The 20,446-nt window shown below is 62.6% G+C and carries 15 protein-coding genes and 2 pseudogenes; 9 read left to right on the top strand and 8 right to left on the bottom strand.

The genetic code is table 11. The annotated features are described in order from the left end of the window. Positions 1–53 precede the first annotated feature (53 nt). Positions 54–1,892: pseudogene (locus MTX23_RS14005) on the bottom strand (potassium transporter Kup); the annotation flags it as partial. A gap of 149 nt (positions 1,893–2,041) precedes the next feature. Next, positions 2,042–2,506, bottom strand: coding sequence for a hypothetical protein (locus MTX23_RS14000; protein WP_280977251.1), 465 nt, complete (start codon positions 2,504–2,506; stop codon positions 2,042–2,044). Between the two features lie 402 nt (positions 2,507–2,908). Between MTX23_RS14000 and MTX23_RS13995 the strand changes: the two are divergent. The 3 genes and pseudogenes from MTX23_RS13995 to MTX23_RS13985 form a co-directional block, all read left to right on the top strand. Further along, positions 2,909–4,357 (top strand): annotated as a pseudogene (locus tag MTX23_RS13995) (DUF4118 domain-containing protein); the annotation flags it as partial. After that, entirely contained in the window at positions 4,354–5,043 is a 690-nt protein-coding gene (locus tag MTX23_RS13990; protein WP_280977250.1) for a response regulator transcription factor, read from the top strand. The pseudogene MTX23_RS13995 and the gene MTX23_RS13990, both read left to right, overlap by 4 nt. A 159-nt stretch (positions 5,044–5,202) precedes the next feature. After that, positions 5,203–5,475 carry a hypothetical protein gene (locus MTX23_RS13985; RefSeq protein ID WP_280977249.1) on the top strand — a complete coding sequence of 91 codons (273 nt, stop codon included), beginning with the start codon at positions 5,203–5,205 and terminating at the stop codon, positions 5,473–5,475. Between the two features lie 266 nt (positions 5,476–5,741). Here MTX23_RS13985 and MTX23_RS13980 read toward each other — a convergent pair whose 3' ends face one another. The 5 genes from MTX23_RS13980 to MTX23_RS13960 all read right to left on the bottom strand — a co-directional run bounded on the left by MTX23_RS13980 (position 5,742) and on the right by MTX23_RS13960 (position 11,524). Beyond that, positions 5,742–6,440 carry an ABC transporter ATP-binding protein gene (locus MTX23_RS13980; RefSeq protein ID WP_280977248.1) on the bottom strand — a complete coding sequence of 233 codons (699 nt, stop codon included), beginning with the start codon at positions 6,438–6,440 and terminating at the stop codon, positions 5,742–5,744. 11 nt (positions 6,441–6,451) lie between these two features. After that, complete coding sequence (locus MTX23_RS13975; protein WP_280977247.1) at positions 6,452–8,290, bottom strand: branched-chain amino acid ABC transporter ATP-binding protein/permease; 1,839 nt, start codon at positions 8,288–8,290, stop codon at positions 6,452–6,454. Further along, positions 8,290–9,165 (bottom strand): branched-chain amino acid ABC transporter permease, encoded by an 876-nt coding sequence (locus MTX23_RS13970; protein WP_280977246.1) that lies wholly within the window; start codon positions 9,163–9,165, stop codon positions 8,290–8,292. Before MTX23_RS13970 ends, MTX23_RS13975 begins: the two co-directional genes overlap by 1 nt. A 59-nt stretch (positions 9,166–9,224) precedes the next feature. Then, the gene (locus MTX23_RS13965) at positions 9,225–10,532 is read right to left on the bottom strand and encodes an ABC transporter substrate-binding protein (protein WP_280977245.1); all 1,308 of its coding nucleotides are present in this window, start codon (positions 10,530–10,532) and stop codon (positions 9,225–9,227) included. Between the two features lie 605 nt (positions 10,533–11,137). Beyond that, positions 11,138–11,524 carry an ester cyclase gene (locus MTX23_RS13960; RefSeq protein ID WP_280977244.1) on the bottom strand — a complete coding sequence of 129 codons (387 nt, stop codon included), beginning with the start codon at positions 11,522–11,524 and terminating at the stop codon, positions 11,138–11,140. A gap of 380 nt (positions 11,525–11,904) precedes the next feature. On the opposite strand from MTX23_RS13960, the gene MTX23_RS13955 reads away from it, so the two are divergent. The 5 genes from MTX23_RS13955 (at position 11,905) to MTX23_RS13935 (ending at position 16,549) form a co-directional block, all read left to right on the top strand. After that, positions 11,905–12,108, top strand: a complete 204-nt coding sequence (locus MTX23_RS13955; RefSeq protein WP_280977243.1) for a DUF3311 domain-containing protein — start codon at positions 11,905–11,907, stop codon at positions 12,106–12,108. A gap of 80 nt (positions 12,109–12,188) precedes the next feature. Next, positions 12,189–13,739 carry a sodium:solute symporter gene (locus tag MTX23_RS13950; protein ID WP_280977242.1) on the top strand — a complete coding sequence of 517 codons (1,551 nt, stop codon included), beginning with the start codon at positions 12,189–12,191 and terminating at the stop codon, positions 13,737–13,739. 343 nt (positions 13,740–14,082) lie between these two features. Continuing rightward, the gene (locus MTX23_RS13945; protein WP_280977241.1) at positions 14,083–14,691 is read left to right on the top strand and encodes a tetratricopeptide repeat protein; all 609 of its coding nucleotides are present in this window, start codon (positions 14,083–14,085) and stop codon (positions 14,689–14,691) included. A gap of 223 nt (positions 14,692–14,914) precedes the next feature. Next, positions 14,915–16,054 (top strand): DJ-1/PfpI family protein, encoded by a 1,140-nt coding sequence (locus MTX23_RS13940; RefSeq protein ID WP_280977240.1) that lies wholly within the window; start codon positions 14,915–14,917, stop codon positions 16,052–16,054. Positions 16,055–16,126: 72 nt separating this feature from the next. After that, positions 16,127–16,549 carry a cupin domain-containing protein gene (locus tag MTX23_RS13935; protein ID WP_280977239.1) on the top strand — a complete coding sequence of 141 codons (423 nt, stop codon included), beginning with the start codon at positions 16,127–16,129 and terminating at the stop codon, positions 16,547–16,549. Between the two features lie 15 nt (positions 16,550–16,564). Here MTX23_RS13935 and MTX23_RS13930 read toward each other — a convergent pair whose 3' ends face one another. Continuing rightward, positions 16,565–17,722: an acyl-CoA dehydrogenase family protein gene (locus MTX23_RS13930; RefSeq protein ID WP_280977238.1), complete on the bottom strand. Its 1,158-nt coding sequence runs from the start codon at positions 17,720–17,722 to the stop codon at positions 16,565–16,567. 365 nt (positions 17,723–18,087) lie between these two features. On the opposite strand from MTX23_RS13930, the gene MTX23_RS13925 reads away from it, so the two are divergent. Further along, positions 18,088–20,445 carry an Orn/Lys/Arg decarboxylase N-terminal domain-containing protein gene (locus MTX23_RS13925; RefSeq protein ID WP_280977237.1) on the top strand — a complete coding sequence of 786 codons (2,358 nt, stop codon included), beginning with the start codon at positions 18,088–18,090 and terminating at the stop codon, positions 20,443–20,445. Position 20,446: the final 1 nt, after the last annotated feature.

The following is a 20,446-nucleotide window of genomic DNA, read 5'->3' as shown; positions in this document are numbered from 1 at the left end:
TGCTTGGCTCGACGGTCATCGACGGCTTTGACCCAAAGCGGACCTGAGGCAGCCTAAATCGCCACCTGCGCGCCGATCTCCACGACACGGCCAGTCGGAATCCGGAAATAGTCAGTCGCATCGCTCGCGCCGGAGGCGAGCGTGATGAACAGGCGATCCTGCCAGCGCGGCATTTCCGAGTGGGCAGCGATCCTGAGCGAGCGCCGCGACACATAGAACGAGGTCGACATGATCTCGAACTGCCACCCCGCCTTGCGTGCCAATGCGAGGGCTTCCGGGATATTCGGCACGTCCATGAAGCCGAAGCGCAGCTTGACACGAAGGAAGCCGTCACCCAGCGGCTCAATGCGAACGCGCTCTTCCTCGGTGACACGCGGCGTCTCGGCATATTCGACTGTCAGCACGACGTTGCGCTCGTGCAGCACCTTGTTGTGCTTGAGATTGTGCAGCAGCGCGGTCGGCGCATGGTCAGGGTTGCCGGTCAGGAAAACGGCGGTGCCGGACGCGCGATGCGGCGGCGATCGTTCCAACATCCCGACCAGAGTAGCCAGCGGGACTTGCAGCTTTGCGGTCTTTGCCGCCAGCACCGACGTCCCGCAGCGCCAGGTATACATCGCCGTCACCATGGCAGCGCCCAGCATCAGAGGCATCCAGCCGCCTTCCATGACCTTCAGCAGGTTGGCGCCGAGGAAGGTGAGATCCAGCAGCAGGAACGGCGCCACCAGCGCGCCGGCCGCGATCGCGGACCAATTCCACACTTTCCAGATCACCACGAAGGCGAGCATCGCTGTCACCACCATCGTGCCAGTGACGGCGATGCCATACGCCGAAGCCAGCGCGTTCGAGGAGCGGAACATGAACACCAGCACCAGTACGCCAACCAGCAGGAATCCGTTGACGCGCGGCATGTAGATCTGTCCGACGAGCGCCTCGGAAGTGTGCCGGATCTCCAGCCGCGGCAGCAGGCCGAGCTGGATCGCCTGTTGGGTCAACGAATAGGCGCCCGTGATCACCGCCTGACTGGCGATGACGGTGGCAGCGGTGGCGAGCACCACCATCGGAATCAAGGCCCATTGCGGGTAGAGCAGGAAGAGCGGATTTTCGATCGCTGCCGGATTGGCCAGGATCAGTGCGCCTTGGCCAAGATAATTGATAACGAGCGCCGGCAAGGCCACGAACAGCCATGCGGTCCGGATCGGCCCGCGGCCAAAATGGCCGAGATCGGCATAGAGCGCCTCCGAGCCGGTGACGACCAGGAACACCGCGCCTAACGTCAAAAACCCGATCATGCCGTGTTCGAGCAGGAAGCGCACGCCGTGCAGCGGATTGAAGGCGAGCAGCACCGACGGATTGTCCAAGATATGCCACAGGCCCGCCAGCGCAAGCGCGACGAACCACACCAGCGTGATCGGGCCAAAGAACGCGGCGACCCGCGCCGTTCCCCGCGATTGCACCGCGAACAGCCCGAGCAGGATCGCTGCGGTTATCGGAACCACGTAGGGATCGAAGGCCGGAGTGATGATCTTGATGCCTTCGACGGCCGAGAGCACGGAAAGCGAGGGAGTGATGATCGCGTCGCCAAAAAACAGGCCGCCGCTGATGATGCCCAACAGCATGATCATCGGCGCGCGTCCGCTCACGGCCTTGTTGGCGAGCGCCATCAACGCGAGTGTGCCGCCCTCGCCATGGTTGTCCGCGCGCAGCAGGATGACGACGTATTTCAGAGTGACGACGAGCAACAGCGCCCAGATGATCAGCGACAGGATGCCGAGCACGACCTCGTAGCTCGCCGGATTACCGGAGCCTACCGCGGCCAGTACGGATTCTTTCACGGCATAGAGCGGGCTCGTCCCGATATCGCCATAGACGACGCCGATGGCACCGAGAGTGAGTCCCCAGAAGCCGGCATGACGCCGACCGTCGACGGTCTGCGGGCCAGCGAGTTCGCCTCCGGCCTGATCGGCGCTGTTGATCGTCGTCATCTTTTTCACATGTCCCTGTTGCTGAATGCGCGCCGGGGCCCGGCACGCGTTCGGGTTCTTCATCCAAAATTGTCGCAGCAGAACGCGTATGCGGCCGCGCTGGGTGCGACCTGCGGCACGGACGATGCGCTGGCTTGTTCAGTTGTCGTGAGAAGCCGCTTCGCCTCGACGAAGGACAGCAGGATTGCAATCGCCTGCACTTCATGCCGCCCGTCAGCTGTGTCGTCGAATTCGAAGGGAGCCTCGGGATGACGGGACAGCGAACACACCCATTCGCCGCCGTCGTAGATCAGCCGGCAAGGACGCCACATCGGAAGCTCCAACTCGATCAGTGCGAGCACCGCGTCGATCCAGGATTCTGCGTGCACCAGCCGGTCCAGGCGCGCGGCCCTGCCCGCCCGCGCCATGCTTGGCAACCGCGTGCAGGCATCCGTGACGACCCTGGAGATCAGGTGCGGCGTGAGCCCCGGCGTCAGGCGAAGCTCGTCGACTAGCCGATCCAAGCGTTCCGTCATCGCATCCACCGGGTAACACCGTTCACCCTTGGAAAAACGATCGCCACATGCGACCGCGCCCGGAAAATGGGTGCAAACGCCATAGGGAAACCAGAGCGACCTAGAACTCGCGGCATAGGAATTTCATAGGAATTAACGTTCTCGATATAAGTGACCAGCCGGCGCCTTGATCGCAGGAATTGATTGTGTCATCGCATGGCGAACTGGGCTCGCCGACATGCGAACTCGAACGAGCACACGCCGATGCCGAAGGGCGCCAAAGACTCGCGGGAAGACAGTGCTTCAACACGGGAGAGGCTTCTCTTCGGCGGCGTTGGCGATTGGACGCTATCGGATTCACTCGTTCGTCCCGATTGGCGCGCGCTTGGTCTTGCGGCTGTGGCCGTGACATGCGCGGTCGGCATCGGCTTCCTGCTTTGGCCATGGATCGGCCAGGAGAACATCAGCCTCATCTTCCTGACCGCCATCGTGGCCATTGCGGCGAGGTTCGGGCTTTGGCCCTCCTTGTTTGCAACCGCCCTGTCCTCGCTCTGCTACAACTTCTTTTTCACCGCGCCCTATTTCACCCTCGCCATTGATGACCCCGCGAACATTGTCGCGGTGGTCGTGTTTACGGTCGTTGCGGTCATCGTCTCGAATGTCGCTGCCCGAGCCCGGGTAGAGGCGGTTGCCGCTATGGGGCGAGCGCGCACGACGGAGTTGCTCTACGCATTCAGCCGCAAGCTGGCCGGCACCGGTACGCTCGATGACGTCCTCTGGGCCATAGCGCACCAGACCGCCTTGATGTTGAACGTGAGGGTAGTGCTTCTGCTGCCGGAGAACGGCACCATCGCGGTCAAGGCTGGGTATCCGCCGGAAGACCAGCTGGAAGAAGCCGATCTCGCCGCCGCGCAATGGGCCTGGCAACAGGATGTTCCGGCAGGGCACGACTCCGGCGTTCGGGCCGAAGCGAAACGTTTATTCCTGCCGATGCGGACTGGCCGTGGCGTCATCGGCGTAGTCGGCATCGACAGCGACAGGGAGGATCCACTGCCGACCGCGGGCGAGCGGCGTCTACTCGAAGCCCTGATCGATCAGAGCGCGCTCGCCATCGAGCGTGTCTATCTCGTCGAGGACATGGAGCGGGTAAGACGCACCCTCGAGACTGAACGCCTGCGCTCGGCGCTGCTCACCTCGATATCGCACGACCTCAAGACCCCGCTGGCCGGGGTGCTCGGTGCAGCCGGAACTCTGCGCGATCTGGCAAGCAAGCTGAACCAGGATCAGAAGGACGAACTTCTCGCGACGATCATCGATGAATCGGAGCGGCTGAACCGCTTCATCGCCAATCTGCTCGACATGACGAGGCTGGAATCGGGAGCAATCACCCCGAACACCGCCCGCCACGATCTGCATGAAATCGTCGGCAGCGTGCTTCGCCGTGCCGGAAAGATTCTGCGACCACACCGAATCGAGCTCGATTTGGCCGGCGATCTGCCGATGCTTGAACTGGACGCCGTGCTGTTCGAGCAGGTGCTGTTCAACATTCTCGACAATGCCTCGAAATATGCACCCCCCGGCACCGCGATCACCATCCGAAGCAGACGAGAGTCTGGCGAGATGATCTCGCTGCAGGTCATGGATGAAGGCGACGGCATTCCCGCCTCCGAGCTCGGCCAAATCTTCGAGAAGTTCTACCGGGTACGAAAGGGCGACCGGGTCCGCGCCGGCACGGGACTTGGGCTTGCGATCTCCCGCGGGTTTATCGAGGCGATGCACGGCACGATTTCGGCGGCAAATCGCAGCGACCGCAGCGGTGCTGTTTTCACCATCCGCCTGCCGATCCCGGCAGCACCGCCGCGCATGGGCGAAGTCGCATGAGCACCGGGGCGCTAAAGGTTCTGGTCATCGACGACGAGCCGCCGATCCGGAAACTGCTCCGGATGGGATTGGTCACCCAGGGCTATGACATTCTTGAAGCCCCGAACGGGAAAGCCGCGTTGGAGCTGCTATCCCAGTCCCCGGACCTCATCATTCTCGATCTTGGCCTGCCCGACATGCAGGGGCTCGACCTGCTCAGGATGCTGCGAGCCCAGAACGAGCGAGTCGCCATCGTCGTGCTATCGAGCCGCAGCGATGAAACCGGCAAGGTCGAGGCGCTGGATGGCGGCGCGGACGATTATGTCACCAAGCCGTTCGGCATGAATGAGCTGCTCGCGCGCACGCGGGCAGCACTCCGTCACCGGCTGCAGGTGCAGGGCGAGCGCCCGGTCTTTCGGGTCGGCGATCTCTCCATCGATCTGGTCCGGCGCATTGTCAAAGTGCGCGATGCCGAGGTGAAGCTTTCGCCGAAGGAGTACGATCTGTTGCGGCTCCTGGTGCAGCACGCCGGCAAGGTGCTGACACACAAGTTCCTGCTCGGCGAGCTGTGGGATCAAAATACGGATGCGCAATACCTTCGCGTCTATGTTCGTCAGTTAAGACAAAAGATCGAAGCTGATCCAGAGCGTCCCGAATACGTCCTTACCGAGACCGGTATCGGCTACCGACTTCGCGCGCCGGATTGAGTAGAGTTACCGGCGGCCATGTCCGCTAATGGACCCCAACCGGTCCTCGGCTGGCTTCTGATAAGAACGCATATTTTGACACGCGCGCTTGCTGTTTGTTCCGAGTTTAGGAACCTCGCTGCGCGACTTCGCATTATCCTTAAAGTAGGAGGATCAGCAATGGCGAAAAAGGCGAAAAAGCAGACCGCCCGAGGCCGCAAGCAGGTCCGGCGCCTCGTGCGCTATCCGCCGAAGAAGGCGCGTCGTTCGGCCGGCGCCGTAAAGCGTGCGGCCAAGTACTCGGCTGGAGCTGCAACTGGAGCCGTAAAGCGTGCTGCCAAGAAAGCGGCCGGCGCCGTAAAGCGTGCGGCAGAAGCTTCAAAGCGCGCCGCCAAGAAAGCGGCCGGCGCAGTGAAGCGTACCGCCAGGAAAGTAGAGACAAGCCTAGCCTAGAAGGTTGAACCCAGGACTTTGATTCATCTACCAAGCTTGTGATTTGCCGATGCCCTGGCGCAAAGCTGGGCGACATTGGGACGTAAGCCATGTGTCGGCTTGTAGGCCCGTAGCGGAATGTCCCCTTGGCCATCGGTACGTCGGCTGGCCGGCGATGAGCGGACATCGCTCAGCTCGGCCGCCATCGGCAGCTTTTGACCCCACTCGGACCCGGCCGTCTCTGGGGACGGGTATGCGCCAACAACCGCACCGGCGCTGCAGCTGACTCAGACGCCGAGGTAGCGATCCATCACGTCCGGCGAAGCTTGCAGTTCCTCGGCCGATCCCCCGAAAACGATCCTGCCCTTGTCAAGCACATAGGCCCGGCGGGCGAGACTGAGTGCCGCACGCACGTTCTGTTCGACGATCACGATCGTCTGTCCTTGGGCCACCAGCTCGCGGCATACCTCGAGCAGGCCCTGCACGATAGTGACAGCCAGCCCCTCGAATGGCTCGTCCAGCAGCAAGAGCCGGGGGCGCCGGATCAGGGCGCGGGCGATCGCGAGCATCTGCTGCTCACCGCCGGAAAGCGACCGGCCGTAACTGCTCCGCCGCTCGCGCAAGCGCGGGAACATCACGAAAATGTCGGCGAGCGGCAAACGCTGCGCCGCCGATAGAGCAGCAAGTTCAAGATTCTCCTCCACAGTCAATCCGCCGAAGATCCGCCGCTCTTCCGGAACGAGTTGCAGCCCAAGGCTCGCAATCCGGTGAGTGGGCAACAGTTCGATGGATTCACCTTCGAACCGTATCGCGCCGGAGCGCGGATGGAGCACGCCAGCGAGCGTCTTGAGCGTTGTGCTCTTGCCGGCGCCATTGCGGCCAAGCAACGCAACGACCTCCTGTCCGCGCACGTCCATTGATACGTCGAACAGAACATGAGAATCTCCATAATAGCTGTTGATCCGCTCCACCTCGATCATGTTCATTCCGATCGTTCTCAGGCAGCAATTCCTCCGAGATAGGCTTCTCTCACTCGCCGATCACCGGAAATTTCCTGCGGTGTGCCTTCAGCGAGCTTGCGTCCCTCGTGCAACACCGTGATGCGCTCCGCGAGCTCGAAAACCGCATCCATGTCGTGCTCGACGAGGACGATCGTGCGTCCTCTGCGCAGGTCTTGGATCAGATGCTTGATCCCCTCGCGCTCGCCGGGACTCAAACCTGCAAGCGGCTCGTCGAGCAGCAGCACCGAGGGGCGGGATGCCAACGCGAGCCCGAGCTCGAGCCGGCGCTTTTCGCCATAGGCAAGCGAACTGACGCGGACGTCAGCGCTCGCAGTGAGGCCGAGACGTTCGAGCAAGGCGGACATCATCAATTCGATTTTGTCGAAACCATCTGCGGAACGAAAGACGTCGAGCCGCAATGCGCCGCGCACGTGACTGAGCGCGCCAATGCGCAGGTTCTGCCGTACCGTAAGCTGCGGGAACAGCTGGTTGATCTGGAAGCTCTTTGCCAGCCCATGTTGATGGGCTCGGGTAACGTCTGCTGCCGTAACATCGATTCCATTCAGGAGAATGCGGCCCGAGTCCGGTCTTTCCTCGCAGTTGAGCAGCCTGAGGAATGTGCTTTTGCCCGCGCCATTGGGGCCAATGATGGCGTGGAATCGACCGGCGGGCAGCTCGAGCGAAACTCCCTCGACGGCATGAATGCCGCCATAGGCTTTGCTGACATTGCGGACCTCGAGCGCCAGCTCAGCAGGCTTGCCAGCGCGCGCGCCGGCCGTGGGCAACGGGGCAAGGAGCGCCTGACCTGCAGCCGCTTTCTCGCCCGGGACCGCACTTGCGACCACGGGCTCCGGCCTGACCAAGCGAAGACTCAATCCGAGCCGGGCTGCGGCACCGACAATCCCTTTCGGCAGCAGAGTGACCAACGCAACGAACACCAATCCCAGAATGAACAACCAGAGATCGCCGATTGCCGGCACCTGTTGCAGGAGCTGGCGCAAGATCAACCAGATTGCCGCGCCGATCGTTGGGCCAATCAGCGTCCCTGCGCCCCCTATGACGGTCTGAATCACGAGCTGACCAGAGGTTTCCAGCTCGAAAGCATTTGGCGGCATATAACCCTGGAATATGCCAAGCAACGCGCCGCTGCAGCCTGCAAAAATCGCGGCAAGCACGAAAACTGAAAGCTTGTAAGCATGGACATTATGACCGAGCGCCGCGGTCCGCAGCGGATTCTGGCGAATGGCGGTCAGCACGGCGCCCACCGGCGATCTCACGACGAACCGAGCAAACACGAAACCGACGAAGAAGAATGCCGCGATGAGCTCGTAGCTCGCCCAGGAGCCAGAGAAGCTGTAAGCGAATTGGCCAACTTGCAGGCGTGGGGCCGGCACGCCCGGCAATCCATTCTCGCCGCCGGTCCATCGGGCCAGCGGCGAATTTTCCAGGAAATAGGCCAGCTCGCCGAACGCCAGCGTGATCATCGCGAAGTAGATTCCGACACGGCGCAGCGCCAGAAGTCCGACAATGACGCTGAACGCTGCCGCAACGGCGACACCAGCCGCGATCGCAAGCCAACCGTTGCGGATATCACCGCTCGTCAAAAGATAGGCAGTCACAAATCCTCCGCAGCCATAGAACGCCGCCTGGCCGAAGGACAGAAGTCCGGTGAAGCCGAACAGCAGGTCGAAGCCCAGTCCGAAAATCCCCCAAATCAGGATGCGAGTCAGGAGATCCACCGAGCCGAGCAAAGCACTGCATAGAAGTGGCAGCGCCACCAGCGCGAGTGCCATAAGCAGTTCGGGCAGCCAGCGATGCAATCGCCGCACATCCATCACGCGCGTCCCATGGTGCCGAACAGCCCGCGCGGTCTCACGATCAGCACCAGTGTCATCACGGCATAGATCGCCGCTTGCGCATAGGCCGGATTGAACAGCGTCGTGAGGGAGAGGATCTCGCCGACAACCAGGCCGCCGACAATGGCGCCCGGAAACGAGCCAAGTCCCCCGATCACGACGACCACGAAGCATTGAACCAGGAATTGTTCGCCCATATTCGGGATGATCGCGGCGAGCGGTGCATAGATAACGCCCGCGATTCCCGCGGCCATGGCGCCAATTGAAAACACCGCCATGAAAGCGCGGCGCACGTGGGTACCCAAGAGCTCCACCATGAGTGGATCCTCGATCCCGGCGCGCACCACGAGGCCGATCCGGGTGCGATACAACAACAGATAAAATCCGAGCAGGATCAATCCGGCGATGCCGATCGCTTCCACGCGATAGAGCGGATAGTAGAAGAAGTGGAGGTTCACGATGCCCTGTCCCCAGGACGGAACAGGCACCCGCTGGCTCTCGCCGCCGAACACGTAGTGGACTGCTTCGATCATCATGATGGCCAGCCCGAACGTGACGAGGATCTGATCCTCGTGCGGCCGATCATAGTAGAGCCGGATCAATCCACGCTCGAGTGCGAAACCGAAAGCAAGAAGGGACAACGCGCCGAGCACCAGGGCAGCCGCAAATGAATCGAGGTGGCCGAGCACGATGAAAGCCACGTAGGCGCCGAACATGAACATCGCGCCGTGGGCGAAATTGAGAACGCCGAGCGTGCCGAGAATGATCGTCAGCCCGCACGCAATCAGCGCCAGCAGGCTTCCCAGCGCTATGCCGTTGAAAGCCTGCGACAGAAATTGCGCTAGCGTCGGCATCAGATGACGCTCTTTGATCAACATCCGGAGTGCGGCGGGCGGCTTGTAGACGCCCGTAGCTAGGTTTCGTAGGGCTGCAAGTGACACCCGGTCTCGTTCAGCGGCGGCAGTACCTGTTCGCCGGAAACGAGATCGACGATGCGATAATAATCTTCCGGTCCCTTCATCTCGTTCGGCTTCTTGCCGATCATGATCGGGACCGGCCGAACCATTTGATGGTCGCCGGCGCGGTAATACACCTCACCATAGATCGAGTTCACCTTCTGCCCACTCTCCAACGCCTTGATCACCTCGATGGGATAGAACGTGCCCGCACGCTCGACGGCATCGGCCCAGACGAGCATCTGCAGATAGACTTCGCTTGCGCCCCAGCGAGGCTTGTAGTGGTTCTTCTTCTCGAAATCCTCGACAAAGAATTTTGCCAGGGGATAAGTATCCTGCTCCGTCCACCACCACGGCTGCGAGCCATAGGAGCCGCCCATGATCTCGGCACCCAGCTCCTTGGCCTGAAACTGCGAAATATCGGGCACCACATATTTCATTCTGGGTAGGATACCGAACTGCTGTGCCTGCTTGGTCGAGGCGACAGCATCCGCGCCAAATGCCAGGTTGACGAAGACATCGGCGCCGCTATTGGCGATGTTCAGCAGGTAGGAGCTGAAATCGGTCGTACCGAGCGGCGCGAGTTGTTCGATCGACGTCTTCCAGCCCTGGGCTTCCGTGAACTGCTTCATCGAGGCAAAGATGGTGTGGCCAAAGGTGTAATCCGGGACCAGGTAACCAGCCTTGCGGTCCTTGCCCAGTTCCTTGGCCAGCACTGGCGCCAACGCCTTCGAGGCCATGTAGGCAGAATCCTGCGAGCGGAAACCGTATCTCTGGCAATCCTTGCCCGTAGTGTCGTTGGAACTGCTGTTGCCGATCATGACGATCGTGTGCTCGCGCTGCCCGAGCTCCTCGAGAGCGACAGCCACCGCGCTGCTCACGGCTCCGGTCAGCATGATGGCCTTGTTTTCGCGAACGTAGCGCGTGGCGGCCTGGACCGCCGGGTCCGGCTTTGTTTCGGCGTCGGCGACCTGGAATTCGATCTTCTTGCCGAGCACGCCCTTGCCCTTCTTCAGTGTCGGGATCTGTTCAGTCACGCGGCTGCCGTTGTTCAGATGTTCGACCGCAAGCTCAAAGCCAAGTCGCATGTCCTTTCCAGACGCGGAATAGGGACCAGTCAGCGGCACAAGGCAGCCGACAAAAATGCTGCTGCCGTTCGTCCCGGCCGGGAAGGTGCCAAGCGCAGGGTAGTCCTTGGCCCAGGCCGGAGAGGTCGCATAAGGCAGGAAAAAGCCGGCAACGCTTGCTCCGATGCCAGCTCTCATGAGACTCCGTCGCGTGAGCGATATGTCGGCAGCTTCGCGGTAGCTGTGTGGATATTGGGGCATGGCGCGTGCTCCTCTGCTGCGCCCGATCAAGCAGGCTCGGCCCCTTCAGTTAACGGTTCTTTCGCGGACCGTGTTCCAAACAGCTGGCGCGATCGATGTACGCATAAAGTCTCATTCAGCGGGGCTTGCCCAGTCGAATAGGAGTTGCTTTTGGCGGAGGATACCACCGGGCGACGATCAGGTACGTGCCGCCTAGTGAAGACCGCATTGGAGGCCGGTGCAAGATAGGTGAGCGAGGTTCAACCAAGCGGAAGCTGCCGTAGTCTTCGGCAATCATTTCGCTCGCAAGCCGTCGCGCACGATCGTGTTCGAGTTGAACGGGTATCGCGTGCGGAACGGCCCATCACTGGTCGACCAAGTCTCGCATTGGCCCGGTTGGTGCCAGATCCCGCGAGGACACCGACAGTCGATCAAATCGCAGCTTGCAGCAATATGGCTGCTCTGCCGACGTCTCGTTCTGGCCCAAGGCGAACGTGCATTCCGATCGCCTTCCATGTCGCCTTTTGAGGCTTAAGCGGACGCGGCGCTCATGGATACACACCCTAAAGCTGGGCCTCGATCGCCGCCTTGTCGATCACCGACCAGACCCGCACGATCTTGCCGTCCCGGAATTCATAGAACACGTTCTCGGCAAAAGCGACGCGCTTTCCATTGATATCGAGGCCGAGAAACTTTTCCTTCGGCGAACAATCGAAGGCCAGACGGCTCGCAACGTGCGCCGCATCGGCAATCAGCAGCTCGATGTCGAAATGTAGGTCCGGGATGTCGCGAAAGTCCCCTTCCAACATCTCGCGGTAGCCTGACAAGCCGATCCGCCGGCCGTTGTGGCACACGTCATCGTCCACGAACTGTCCCAGCAGCGACCAGTCCTGTCGGTTGAGGCAGGCAATGTAGTCGCGATAGATGTCGGAGAGGTCAATCTTGCTCATGGCCTCGTTTCCGTTCTCCGCCGATGGTGCCGTCAACCGGCACGCCAGAACCATGTGAGCGCGGCAACGTGCCGCCACAACATGCGGGACGATGCTGCACTTGCGAGAGAACATAGGGCTAGGTTCTGACTCGCGAAATGACGTGGATTAGGAACCAAAGTTTCGCGCGAGAGTGATATATCTGGATTGCTGCAGCGTGCTGCCGCGGGTCGCTTTCCGGGTCGTGGATGCTGCAAGGAGTTAATCGGCTCGCAGCAACCTGGACGAGCCCGTCGTTCGCCGCATGAGGCAACGACATTGGTGATCGACCACCGAGCCGCCAGCGAGCTGAATGGCGAGCGTAACGTCAGCAGGAGTCCGGCTTCCTCCGAGGAGGAAACATGAGCCAACATATCCGACGCACAGGATGGAGCCCGTGGTACCTGCTCCTTCTCATTCAATTCATCGCAGTGCTCTGGCCGCCCTTCTACAACAGGGCCGAGCCATCCTTGATCGGCATGCCGTTCTTCTACTGGTACCAGCTGCTTTGGATCATCATCGGAGCCGTCCTGACCGCAATTGTCTACTTTGCAACCGAGGACTAGCGCCGAAGCAACGCCGGGCCGGACTGCCGAGATGAGGAGGAAGCGACGAGGAAACGCGGAGGGCTAACCGGGAGGGTGCCGTGCAGAGTGTGAACTGGACCGCCTTGATCATTTTCCTGGCGCTGTTTGCCTTCATTACCTGGTTGGGCTTTGCCGCAGCCCATTGGCGCAAAGGCGACCTCGATCTCTTGCATGAATGGGGGCTCGGAGGACGTCGCTTCGGCACCATCGTCACCTGGTTTTTGATCGGCGGCGACCTCTACACGGCCTACACGTTCATTGCCGTTCCGGCGCTCGCCTTCGGGGCCGGTGCAATTGCGTTTTTCGCGGTCCCTTACACGATCGTCGCCTACCCCATTCTCTTCCTTGCCTTTCCGCGGCTTTGGTACGTCTGTCACAAGCACAATTACATCACCGCCGGCGACTTCGTGCGCGGGCGCTTCGGCAACCGCTGGCTTGCGCTGGCAGTCGCGGTGACCGGCATCGTCGCGACGATGCCGTACATCGCGCTGCAACTCGTCGGGCTGCAGGTCGTGATCGGAGGCTTGGGCATTTCCGGAACCGGTTATGCCGGCGATCTGCCGCTCGTCATCGCATTCATCATTCTCGCGGCCTTCACCTATTCGAGCGGGCTGCGAGCCCCCGCCTCGATCGCCATTGTCAAGGACCTCCTCATCTATCTGACGGCGTTCGCCGCGATCGTCATCGTTCCGATACAGTTGGGAGGCTTCGAGAAGATCTTTGCGGCCGTGCCGGCCTCGAAGCTGCTGCTGGCTGTCCCCGGCGACAACACTACCGGCGCGTATGGAGCTTATGCGACACTGGCGCTTGGATCGGCGCTTGCGCTCTTCCTGTATCCGCACTCCATCACCGGGATCCTCGCCGCAAGCAGCGGTCGCGCCATCCGTCGCAACGCGGCATTACTGCCGGGCTATTCGTTCATGCTCGGTCTGCTTGCGCTCATCGGCTTCTTCGCGATCGCGGCAGGCGTCAGCACGCTTCCCCAGTACGCCGCGGGCTTCAAGCAATTCGGCAACAACTTTGCAGTGCCGGCCCTGTTCCTCCATAGCTTCCCGTCGTGGTTCGTGGGGATCGCTTTCGCGGCCGTCGGGATCGGAGCGCTCGTCCCGGCAGCGATCATGTCGATTGCTGCGGCCAACCTCTACACACGCAACATTCATCGCGAGTTCATCAATCGACAGCCGACCGACAGGCAGGAAGCGCAGATGGCGAAGTGGGTATCGCTGATCGTCAAGTTCGGCGCGCTCGCCTTCATCATCTTCCTGCCTTCCAAGTTTGCGATCTACCTGCAACTCCTCGGTGGCATCTGGATCATCCAGACGCTGCCCTCCGTGATGCTGGGCGTCTATACCCGCTGGTTCAACGATTGGGCATTGCTGATCGGTTGGGCCGGCGGAATCGCCACTGGGACCGCGATGTTCATCGCAGCAAAACTTGCGCCGACCTACGCGCTCGCGATCGGCACCTTCACGTTTCCGGGCTATGCGGCGCTTTACGCGGTCATCGTCAACCTGGGTCTGACGGTTGTCCTCACTCTGCTGCTCACCTCGCTGGGCGCCGCTTCGACCGACGAAACCGTCGCAACCGAATATCACGCGCCGACGGCATGACCCGTGGCCTCGCCGCTCCCGGCGAGCGCCCTGCCACGGATATGCAAGCCATTCCGTCGAATGATGCTCGGCCATATGCGGGAAGGCAGGAACGCGACAGGTCGCCGTCGCCTTGCGCAAGGCAGCAGCCGCACTCCATCACGCCCCGCAGCTAACACGAATGTTAGTTTCTGACTGCAGCGACCGTGACACGGCGTGCGCAGCGTGCGGCAGCGCGCCTGCATCGGAAGGACAGTGCGATTGCCGGATTCGTTGCCGCAACATTTTTTTGTAGCGAACAGGGAATGTCACCTGTCACCCGGAGTTGTTGCTTCAGGTCAACGACTGTCCTCGGGAGGTGTGCATGATCAAGTCACCGATGAAGCTCGCAACGCTTGCGGCATTCCTGACAGTGCCGCTCACCCTCTTCCCGCCGCAGGCAACCATGGCGGCCGGAGGTGGAGGCGGTGGTGGCGGCGGCGGAGGCGGAGGTGGAGATCCCTACGGATCGCACTACGACACGCCGGCCTATCCGCAGCAAAAGGGCAAGAAGACCACGCACACCAAGAAACCCACCAAGCAATCCGGCTTCGAGGATCCGGCATTTCGCGAGGGCTACCGCGCCGCCTATGCGACGATCTACGAACGCAACGACTATGCCGCCGCGATCGATCAACTCCATGCACTCGGTCATGACGATCATCCGAACGTCGCCAATCTGATCGGCTACTCCTATCGCAAGCTCGGCGATTACAAGCAGTCGCAGGTCTGGTACGAACGCGCGCTGAAGGCCGATCCGAACCACGTGCTGACGTGGAATTACTACGGCCTCTGGCAGATCGAACAGGGCAACCGCGACCAGGCGGAATACCATCTGCGCCGTATCGCCGAAATCTGCGGTACCGATTGCGCGGAGTATCGCTCGCTCGCAGCGGCGCTCGAGCAGCCACCGGGCACGAATCTTGTTTACTGACCTGCGCCGCCGATTCTGAGACAGCCTGTAGCCCGCATGAGCGGAGCGACATGCGGGAAAGCCGTCCCCGGATGCCGCTGGCGCTCATCCGGGCGACGCGTCGACACAGACCTCAGCCGCCGGCATCGGCGTGTCCGTTTTTGCGGGAAATACGCCATTTCGATCGACACTCTCGCCGGATAGTTTGCGCCCAGACGCAACAGATCCGTTGAGACATATCCTCATGAACTGGCGGCTTCTTGCATGGGGCGGTCTTGCCGTTGCCGCGCTGGTTCCAATCCTTGGTGGCGGCTGGCTGCTCACCCTCCCCGCCGCTTCGGCGTTCAAGGCGCCGCCGCCGATCGCGAAGGAGGAACATAATGCAACGCTCGCCGCTTTGAAGCCGCCGAAGCGGCAACGCCCGCTGATCGCGATCGTCGGCATCAACGATATGACCGAGACCACCGACTATCTGATGCCCTATGGCATCCTCAAGCGTGCCGATGTCGCCGACGTCGTCACGTTGGCGACGGGGCCCGGACCGGTGACGCTATTTCCGGTGCTGAAAGTCGAGCCGGACGCAACGATCGCTGCGTTCGATGCCGCGCATCCCGACGGCGCGGACTATGTGATCGTGCCCGCGATGAGCCGCGACGACGATCCGGCCGTGGTGCAGTGGATCCGCCGCCAGGCGGAGAACGGCGCCATGATCGTCGGCGTCTGCGCCGGCGGCAAGGTCTTGGCCTCCGCCGGCCTGCTCGATGGCCGGCAGGCGACCACGCACTGGTTCTACGTCAAGGACTGGCGCGACAAGCATCCTGAAATCCGCTACGTCGCGAACCGCAGGATCGTGGTCGACCGCGGCGTTGCAACGACTACCGGGATTTCGGCGTCGATGCCGATGTCGCTCACCCTGGTCGAGGCGATCGCGGGCCGCGCCAAGGCCGAAGCGGTCGCCCGCGAGATCGGCGTCGGCGCCTGGGACGCGCGTCATGACAGTGGCGCGTTCAAGTTCACGCGCCCGTTCGCGCTGACCGCGATCGCGAACACGCTGGCGTTCTGGAGCAGCGAGCAACTCGGCCTTGCCCTGACGCCTGGCATCGACGAGGTCTCGCTGGCGCTGGTCGCAGATAGTTGGTCGCGCACCTATCGCTCGCACGCGGTGACGTTTGCCGCGACTGGCGCTCCGCAGACAACCCGCAACGGCTTGCGTATCTATCCACAACAGGTCGCGACCGATTGGCCTGCGGCGCACCTGCTTCCGGCGGTTGGAACGACGCCGCCCGCTCAGGCGCTGGACCAGGCGCTCAAGGGAATCGAGACGCGCTACGGCGCGGGCACGGCGGACTTCGTCGCCATGCAGCTCGAATATCCGCGGCGCTGAATCCAAGCAATGCCCATTGCCCTCGTCGTGCGCCGTCCGCTATCGTGGCGACAAACCACGCGCGAGACGACCATGCCCGAACTGATCGAGATCGGCGCGCTGCAGCTCAAATTCCTGCAGAGCAAGGAGACCACCGGCGGCAGCATCGACCTGTTCGAGATGACGCTGCAGCCGAATGCGCGGATGCCGATCCCGCATTACCACGAGAGCTGGGACGAGACGATCTACGGCCTGTCGGGCATCTCGACCTGGCGCGTCGACGGCAAGGACATCGACCTCGCGCCCGGTGAGACCGTGTTCATCAAGCGCGGCATCGTGCACGGCTTCACCAACCGCTCGAACGGTCCGGCGGCCTGCCTGTGCATGCTGAGCCCCGGCGTGCTCGGGCCAAAGTACTTCAAGGAAATGGCGGCGCTGCTGGCCGGCGGCGCGCCCGATCCGGCGCAGATGAAGGAGACGATGCTGCGCTACGGGCTGGTGCCGGTTGCGCCCTGACGACGCGGATCGCCCTCAGAACCGCCAGGTGCCGGGGTCGAGGCCGAGCCTCACGCGTCCGGCGAGCGCATAGCTGTTCGGGCTCATCGCGATATGCTTGATCGCCGCGTCGACGTCGCGGACCGATCGTTCCAGCGTGCCGGTCTCGAAGATCGCGGCTGTCCCGGCACTGGCCGCAATCATGCCGACGACGCGCGCGGCGTTTTCCGCGGCATTGGCACAGGCAACCCGCAAGAACGCCCGTGCCTGAATGAGCCGGCCGCCTCCGACGTCGGTTGCTTCCATCAGTTCCGTCATGGCTTCGACGAGCAAGGCTCGCGCAGAGCGCAGGGCAGCCTCGGCGCGGCCGACCATGGCCTGAACCAGTTCGCCGTCGCGCAATTGACCGGCACCCCCCGGGCGCGGCTTGCGGCTCGCGAGCGCGATGAAGGCGTCAAGCGCACCGCGCGCGATTCCGAGCGGCACAACCGAGATGGTCCAGGAGAACGCCGAGATACCCGGCAACCGATACAGAATGCCCGCCTGTGTCGGCTGGAAATCGATCAGCAAATGGGTGTGACTGACCGGAACGAAGCTGTCGCGAACCTCGAAATCGCAGCTACCTGTGCCGCGCAGTCCCGAGACGAACCAGGTGTCGTCCACGCAGACGTCCGACCTGTCGAAATAGCAGCAAAGCGGCGCACCGTCCTTGCCGTCCGGCCGCTTCGCTCTGGCAAGCCCCATGAACCGCGTCGCGTGATGTGAGCCGCTGCCGAACGGCCAGCGTCCGCTGACGCGATAGCCGCCCTCGACCTCCACCGCCGTTCCGACCGCGCCGGTCGCGCTCACCACGAACGCGAGCGGATCGGCGAACCAGTTCCGCACCACGTCTTCCGGCAGATAGCCGCCGATCCGGCTCATGCCCGCACCATTCCCGACCAGCCAGCCGACCGAACCGTCGAGCGCCGAGGCGGCCTCGACGATCGTCATGAAGTCGAGCGGCGAGAATTCCGGGCCGCCGAGCGACCGCGGCAGATAGAGCCGAAACAATCCGGCCTCGGCGAGCGCGTTGAAGACCGCATCGGGAAGCCTGCGGTCGCGGTCGAAATGCTGGCGTTCCGCCGCAATCAGCAGCGCCAGCCGATCGATGGCGGCGAGATAGTCCACAACACTGGCTTGGGTCGGTACGAGCATGGCAGCCTCCGGACCGGTAACGCGCCCAGTGTTGGGCATCATGCCGCACCAGGCAAACGCGAAGAATTCAGCTGCGGGTGAACTGAATTCATCTACACTCCCCGTCATGCGCAAGCTGCCGCCGGTGACCGAACTCCGTGCCTTCGAAGCGGTTTCAAGGCGGCTGCCGCGGAGTTGCAGGTGCGCCGACCGCCGTCAGCCGCCAGATCAACCTGCGGGAACGTCACTGCGGCCAATCGCTGTTCCGGCGGCGGCCGCGTCCGCTGACGCTCACCATTCCGCCTTGATCGTCGAGCGCGCACCACCTGTCATCTGCCTGTCATGAATTGTGCCGACACGTCAGCGGACACAGTTCGAGGACACGCATGGACTATTTCAAACGGTTCAACTTCCTGTTCGCCGCGCCGGTGTTCGAGGCCGACGACCTCGAGGGCATCCGCTTCAACCAGATCATCACCGAAATCGAGCGGTCCGGCTTCGAAGTGGTGCGCGCCCGCAAGCTGGAGGATGCCGAGATCGCGGTGCAGACCGATGCCGCGATCGGCTGCATGGTGGTCGACTGGGGCAAGAAGGGACTTGAAGGCAAGACCGCGGCGCTGATCAATTTGATGCGCCGGCGCGGCCTCGACTTCCCGATCATCCTGCTGATTCGCCGCAAGCGCTTCGAGGACCTGCCGGTCGAGGTGCTGGATTTCATCGACGGCTACGTGTTCCTGTCCGAGGAGACGCCGCCCTTCATCGCGAAAAATCTGATCAGCCGGCTCAAGCAATATGCCGAGACGTTGAAGACGCCGTTCTTCGGCGCGCTGGTCGACTATGCTGAGGAAGGCAACCAGCTCTGGACCTGCCCCGGCCACAATGGCGGCGTATTCTACAGCCGCAGCCCGATCGGCCGGGTGTTCGTCGAGCATCTCGGCGAAGCCGTGTTCCGCGATGATCTCGACAACTCCGTGCTCGACCTCGGCGACCTCCTCACCCATGAGGGGCCGGCGCTGCGGGCGCAGAAGGAGGCGGCGCGGATCTTCGGCGCCGAGAAGACCTATTTCGTGCTCAACGGCACCTCGACCTCAAACAAGGTCGCGCTCGGCTCGCTGGTCACCGACGGCGACCTCGTGCTGTTCGACCGCAACAACCACAAGGCCGCGCATCACGGCGCGCTCTTGATCGGCGGCGGCATCCCGGTCTATGTGCCGACCGTGCGCAACGCCTGGGGCCTGATCGGCCCGATGCGCTGGGACCTGCTCGACGAAGCGACCTTGCGCGATCACATCCGCAAGCACCCGCTGGTCAGGGACGAGGGTGCCTGGAACAAGCCCCGCCCCTTCCGCGTCGCGGTGGTCGAGCAGTGCACCTATGACGGCACCATCCACAGCGCCGAGATGATCCTCAAGCGCATCGGCCATCTCTGCGATTACATCCTGTTCGATGAGGCCTGGGCCGGCTTCATGAAATTCCACCCGATCTATGCCGGCCGCTTCGCGATGGGGCTGTCCGACCTTGGCCCTGAGGCGCCCGGCATCATCGCGACCCAATCGACCCACAAGCAGCTCGCGAGCTTCTCGCAGGCCTCGCAGATCCACATCCGCGACCGCCACATCAAGGGCCAGAAGCGTCGCGTCGAGCACCGCCGCTTCAACGAAAGCTTCATGCAGCACGCCTCGACCTCGCCGTTCTATCCGCTGTTCGCCTCGCTCGACGTCGGCGCGCAGATGACGAAGGGCCGCTCCGGCGAAGTGTTGTGGGACGACACGATCCGGCTCGGCATCGAGCTGCGCAAGAAGATCCGCGCGGTCAAGCGTGAGTTCGAGGAGAACGAGACGCGGCCCGATCGGCGCTGGTTCTTCGAGCCGTTCGTGCCGGATCGCGTGATGATCCCGGACGTCGCGCGCGAAGGCGGCGTGCACAACGTGGCCTGGGAGACGATCTCGACCGACCAACTCGCGACCAACCCGTCCTACTGGCAGCTCAAGCCCGGCGAGAGCTGGCACGGCTTCCCGGACGTGACGGCGGGTTTCGCCATGACCGACCCCAACAAGCTGACCCTGCTGACGCCGGGCTTCGATCATGCGACCGGCGCCTATGCCGACCATGGCATTCCCGCACCCGTGGTGGCACAATATCTGCGCGAGAACCGCATCGTCGCCGAGAAGAACGACCTCAATTCCCTGCTCTTCCTGCTGACGCCGGGTGTCGAGGCCAGCAAGGCCGGCACGCTGGTGAGCGGGCTCGTCGCCTTCAAGAAGCTGCACGACGACAACGCGCTGCTCGAGGACGTCATCCCGGAGTTCTACCGCCGCCGGCCGAACCGCTATGCCGGGGTGCGGCTGCGCGATCTCTGCGGCGACATGCATCGCTTCTTCCGCGACGCCGGGGTCAGCGCGCTACAGGCGAAACAGTTCCTGCCCGAGCACCTGCCCGAGATCGCGATGTCACCGCGCGAGGCCTCGCGCTACCTGGTGGGCAACGACGTCGACTATCTGCCCATCGACGAGATCTTCGGACGCATCGCCGCGACGCCGTTCGTGGTCTACCCGCCCGGCATCGCCACCATCGTGCCCGGCGAGCGGCTGTCGGAACGCAGCAAGCCGATGATCGACTATCTCAGGATGTTCGAGGCGAGCTTCAACGCGTTTCCCGGCTTCGAGGTCGAGATCCAGGGCGTCTACAAGGAGATCGATGCGTCAGGACGCGTCCGCTTCTATACCTACGTCGTAGCGGAATAAG

This window comes from Bradyrhizobium sp. ISRA436, from assembly GCF_029910015.1.
In the GTDB taxonomy this organism is placed as follows: Bacteria; Pseudomonadota; Alphaproteobacteria; order Rhizobiales; family Xanthobacteraceae; genus Bradyrhizobium.
This window is presented reverse-complemented; position numbering and strand designations above follow the sequence as displayed.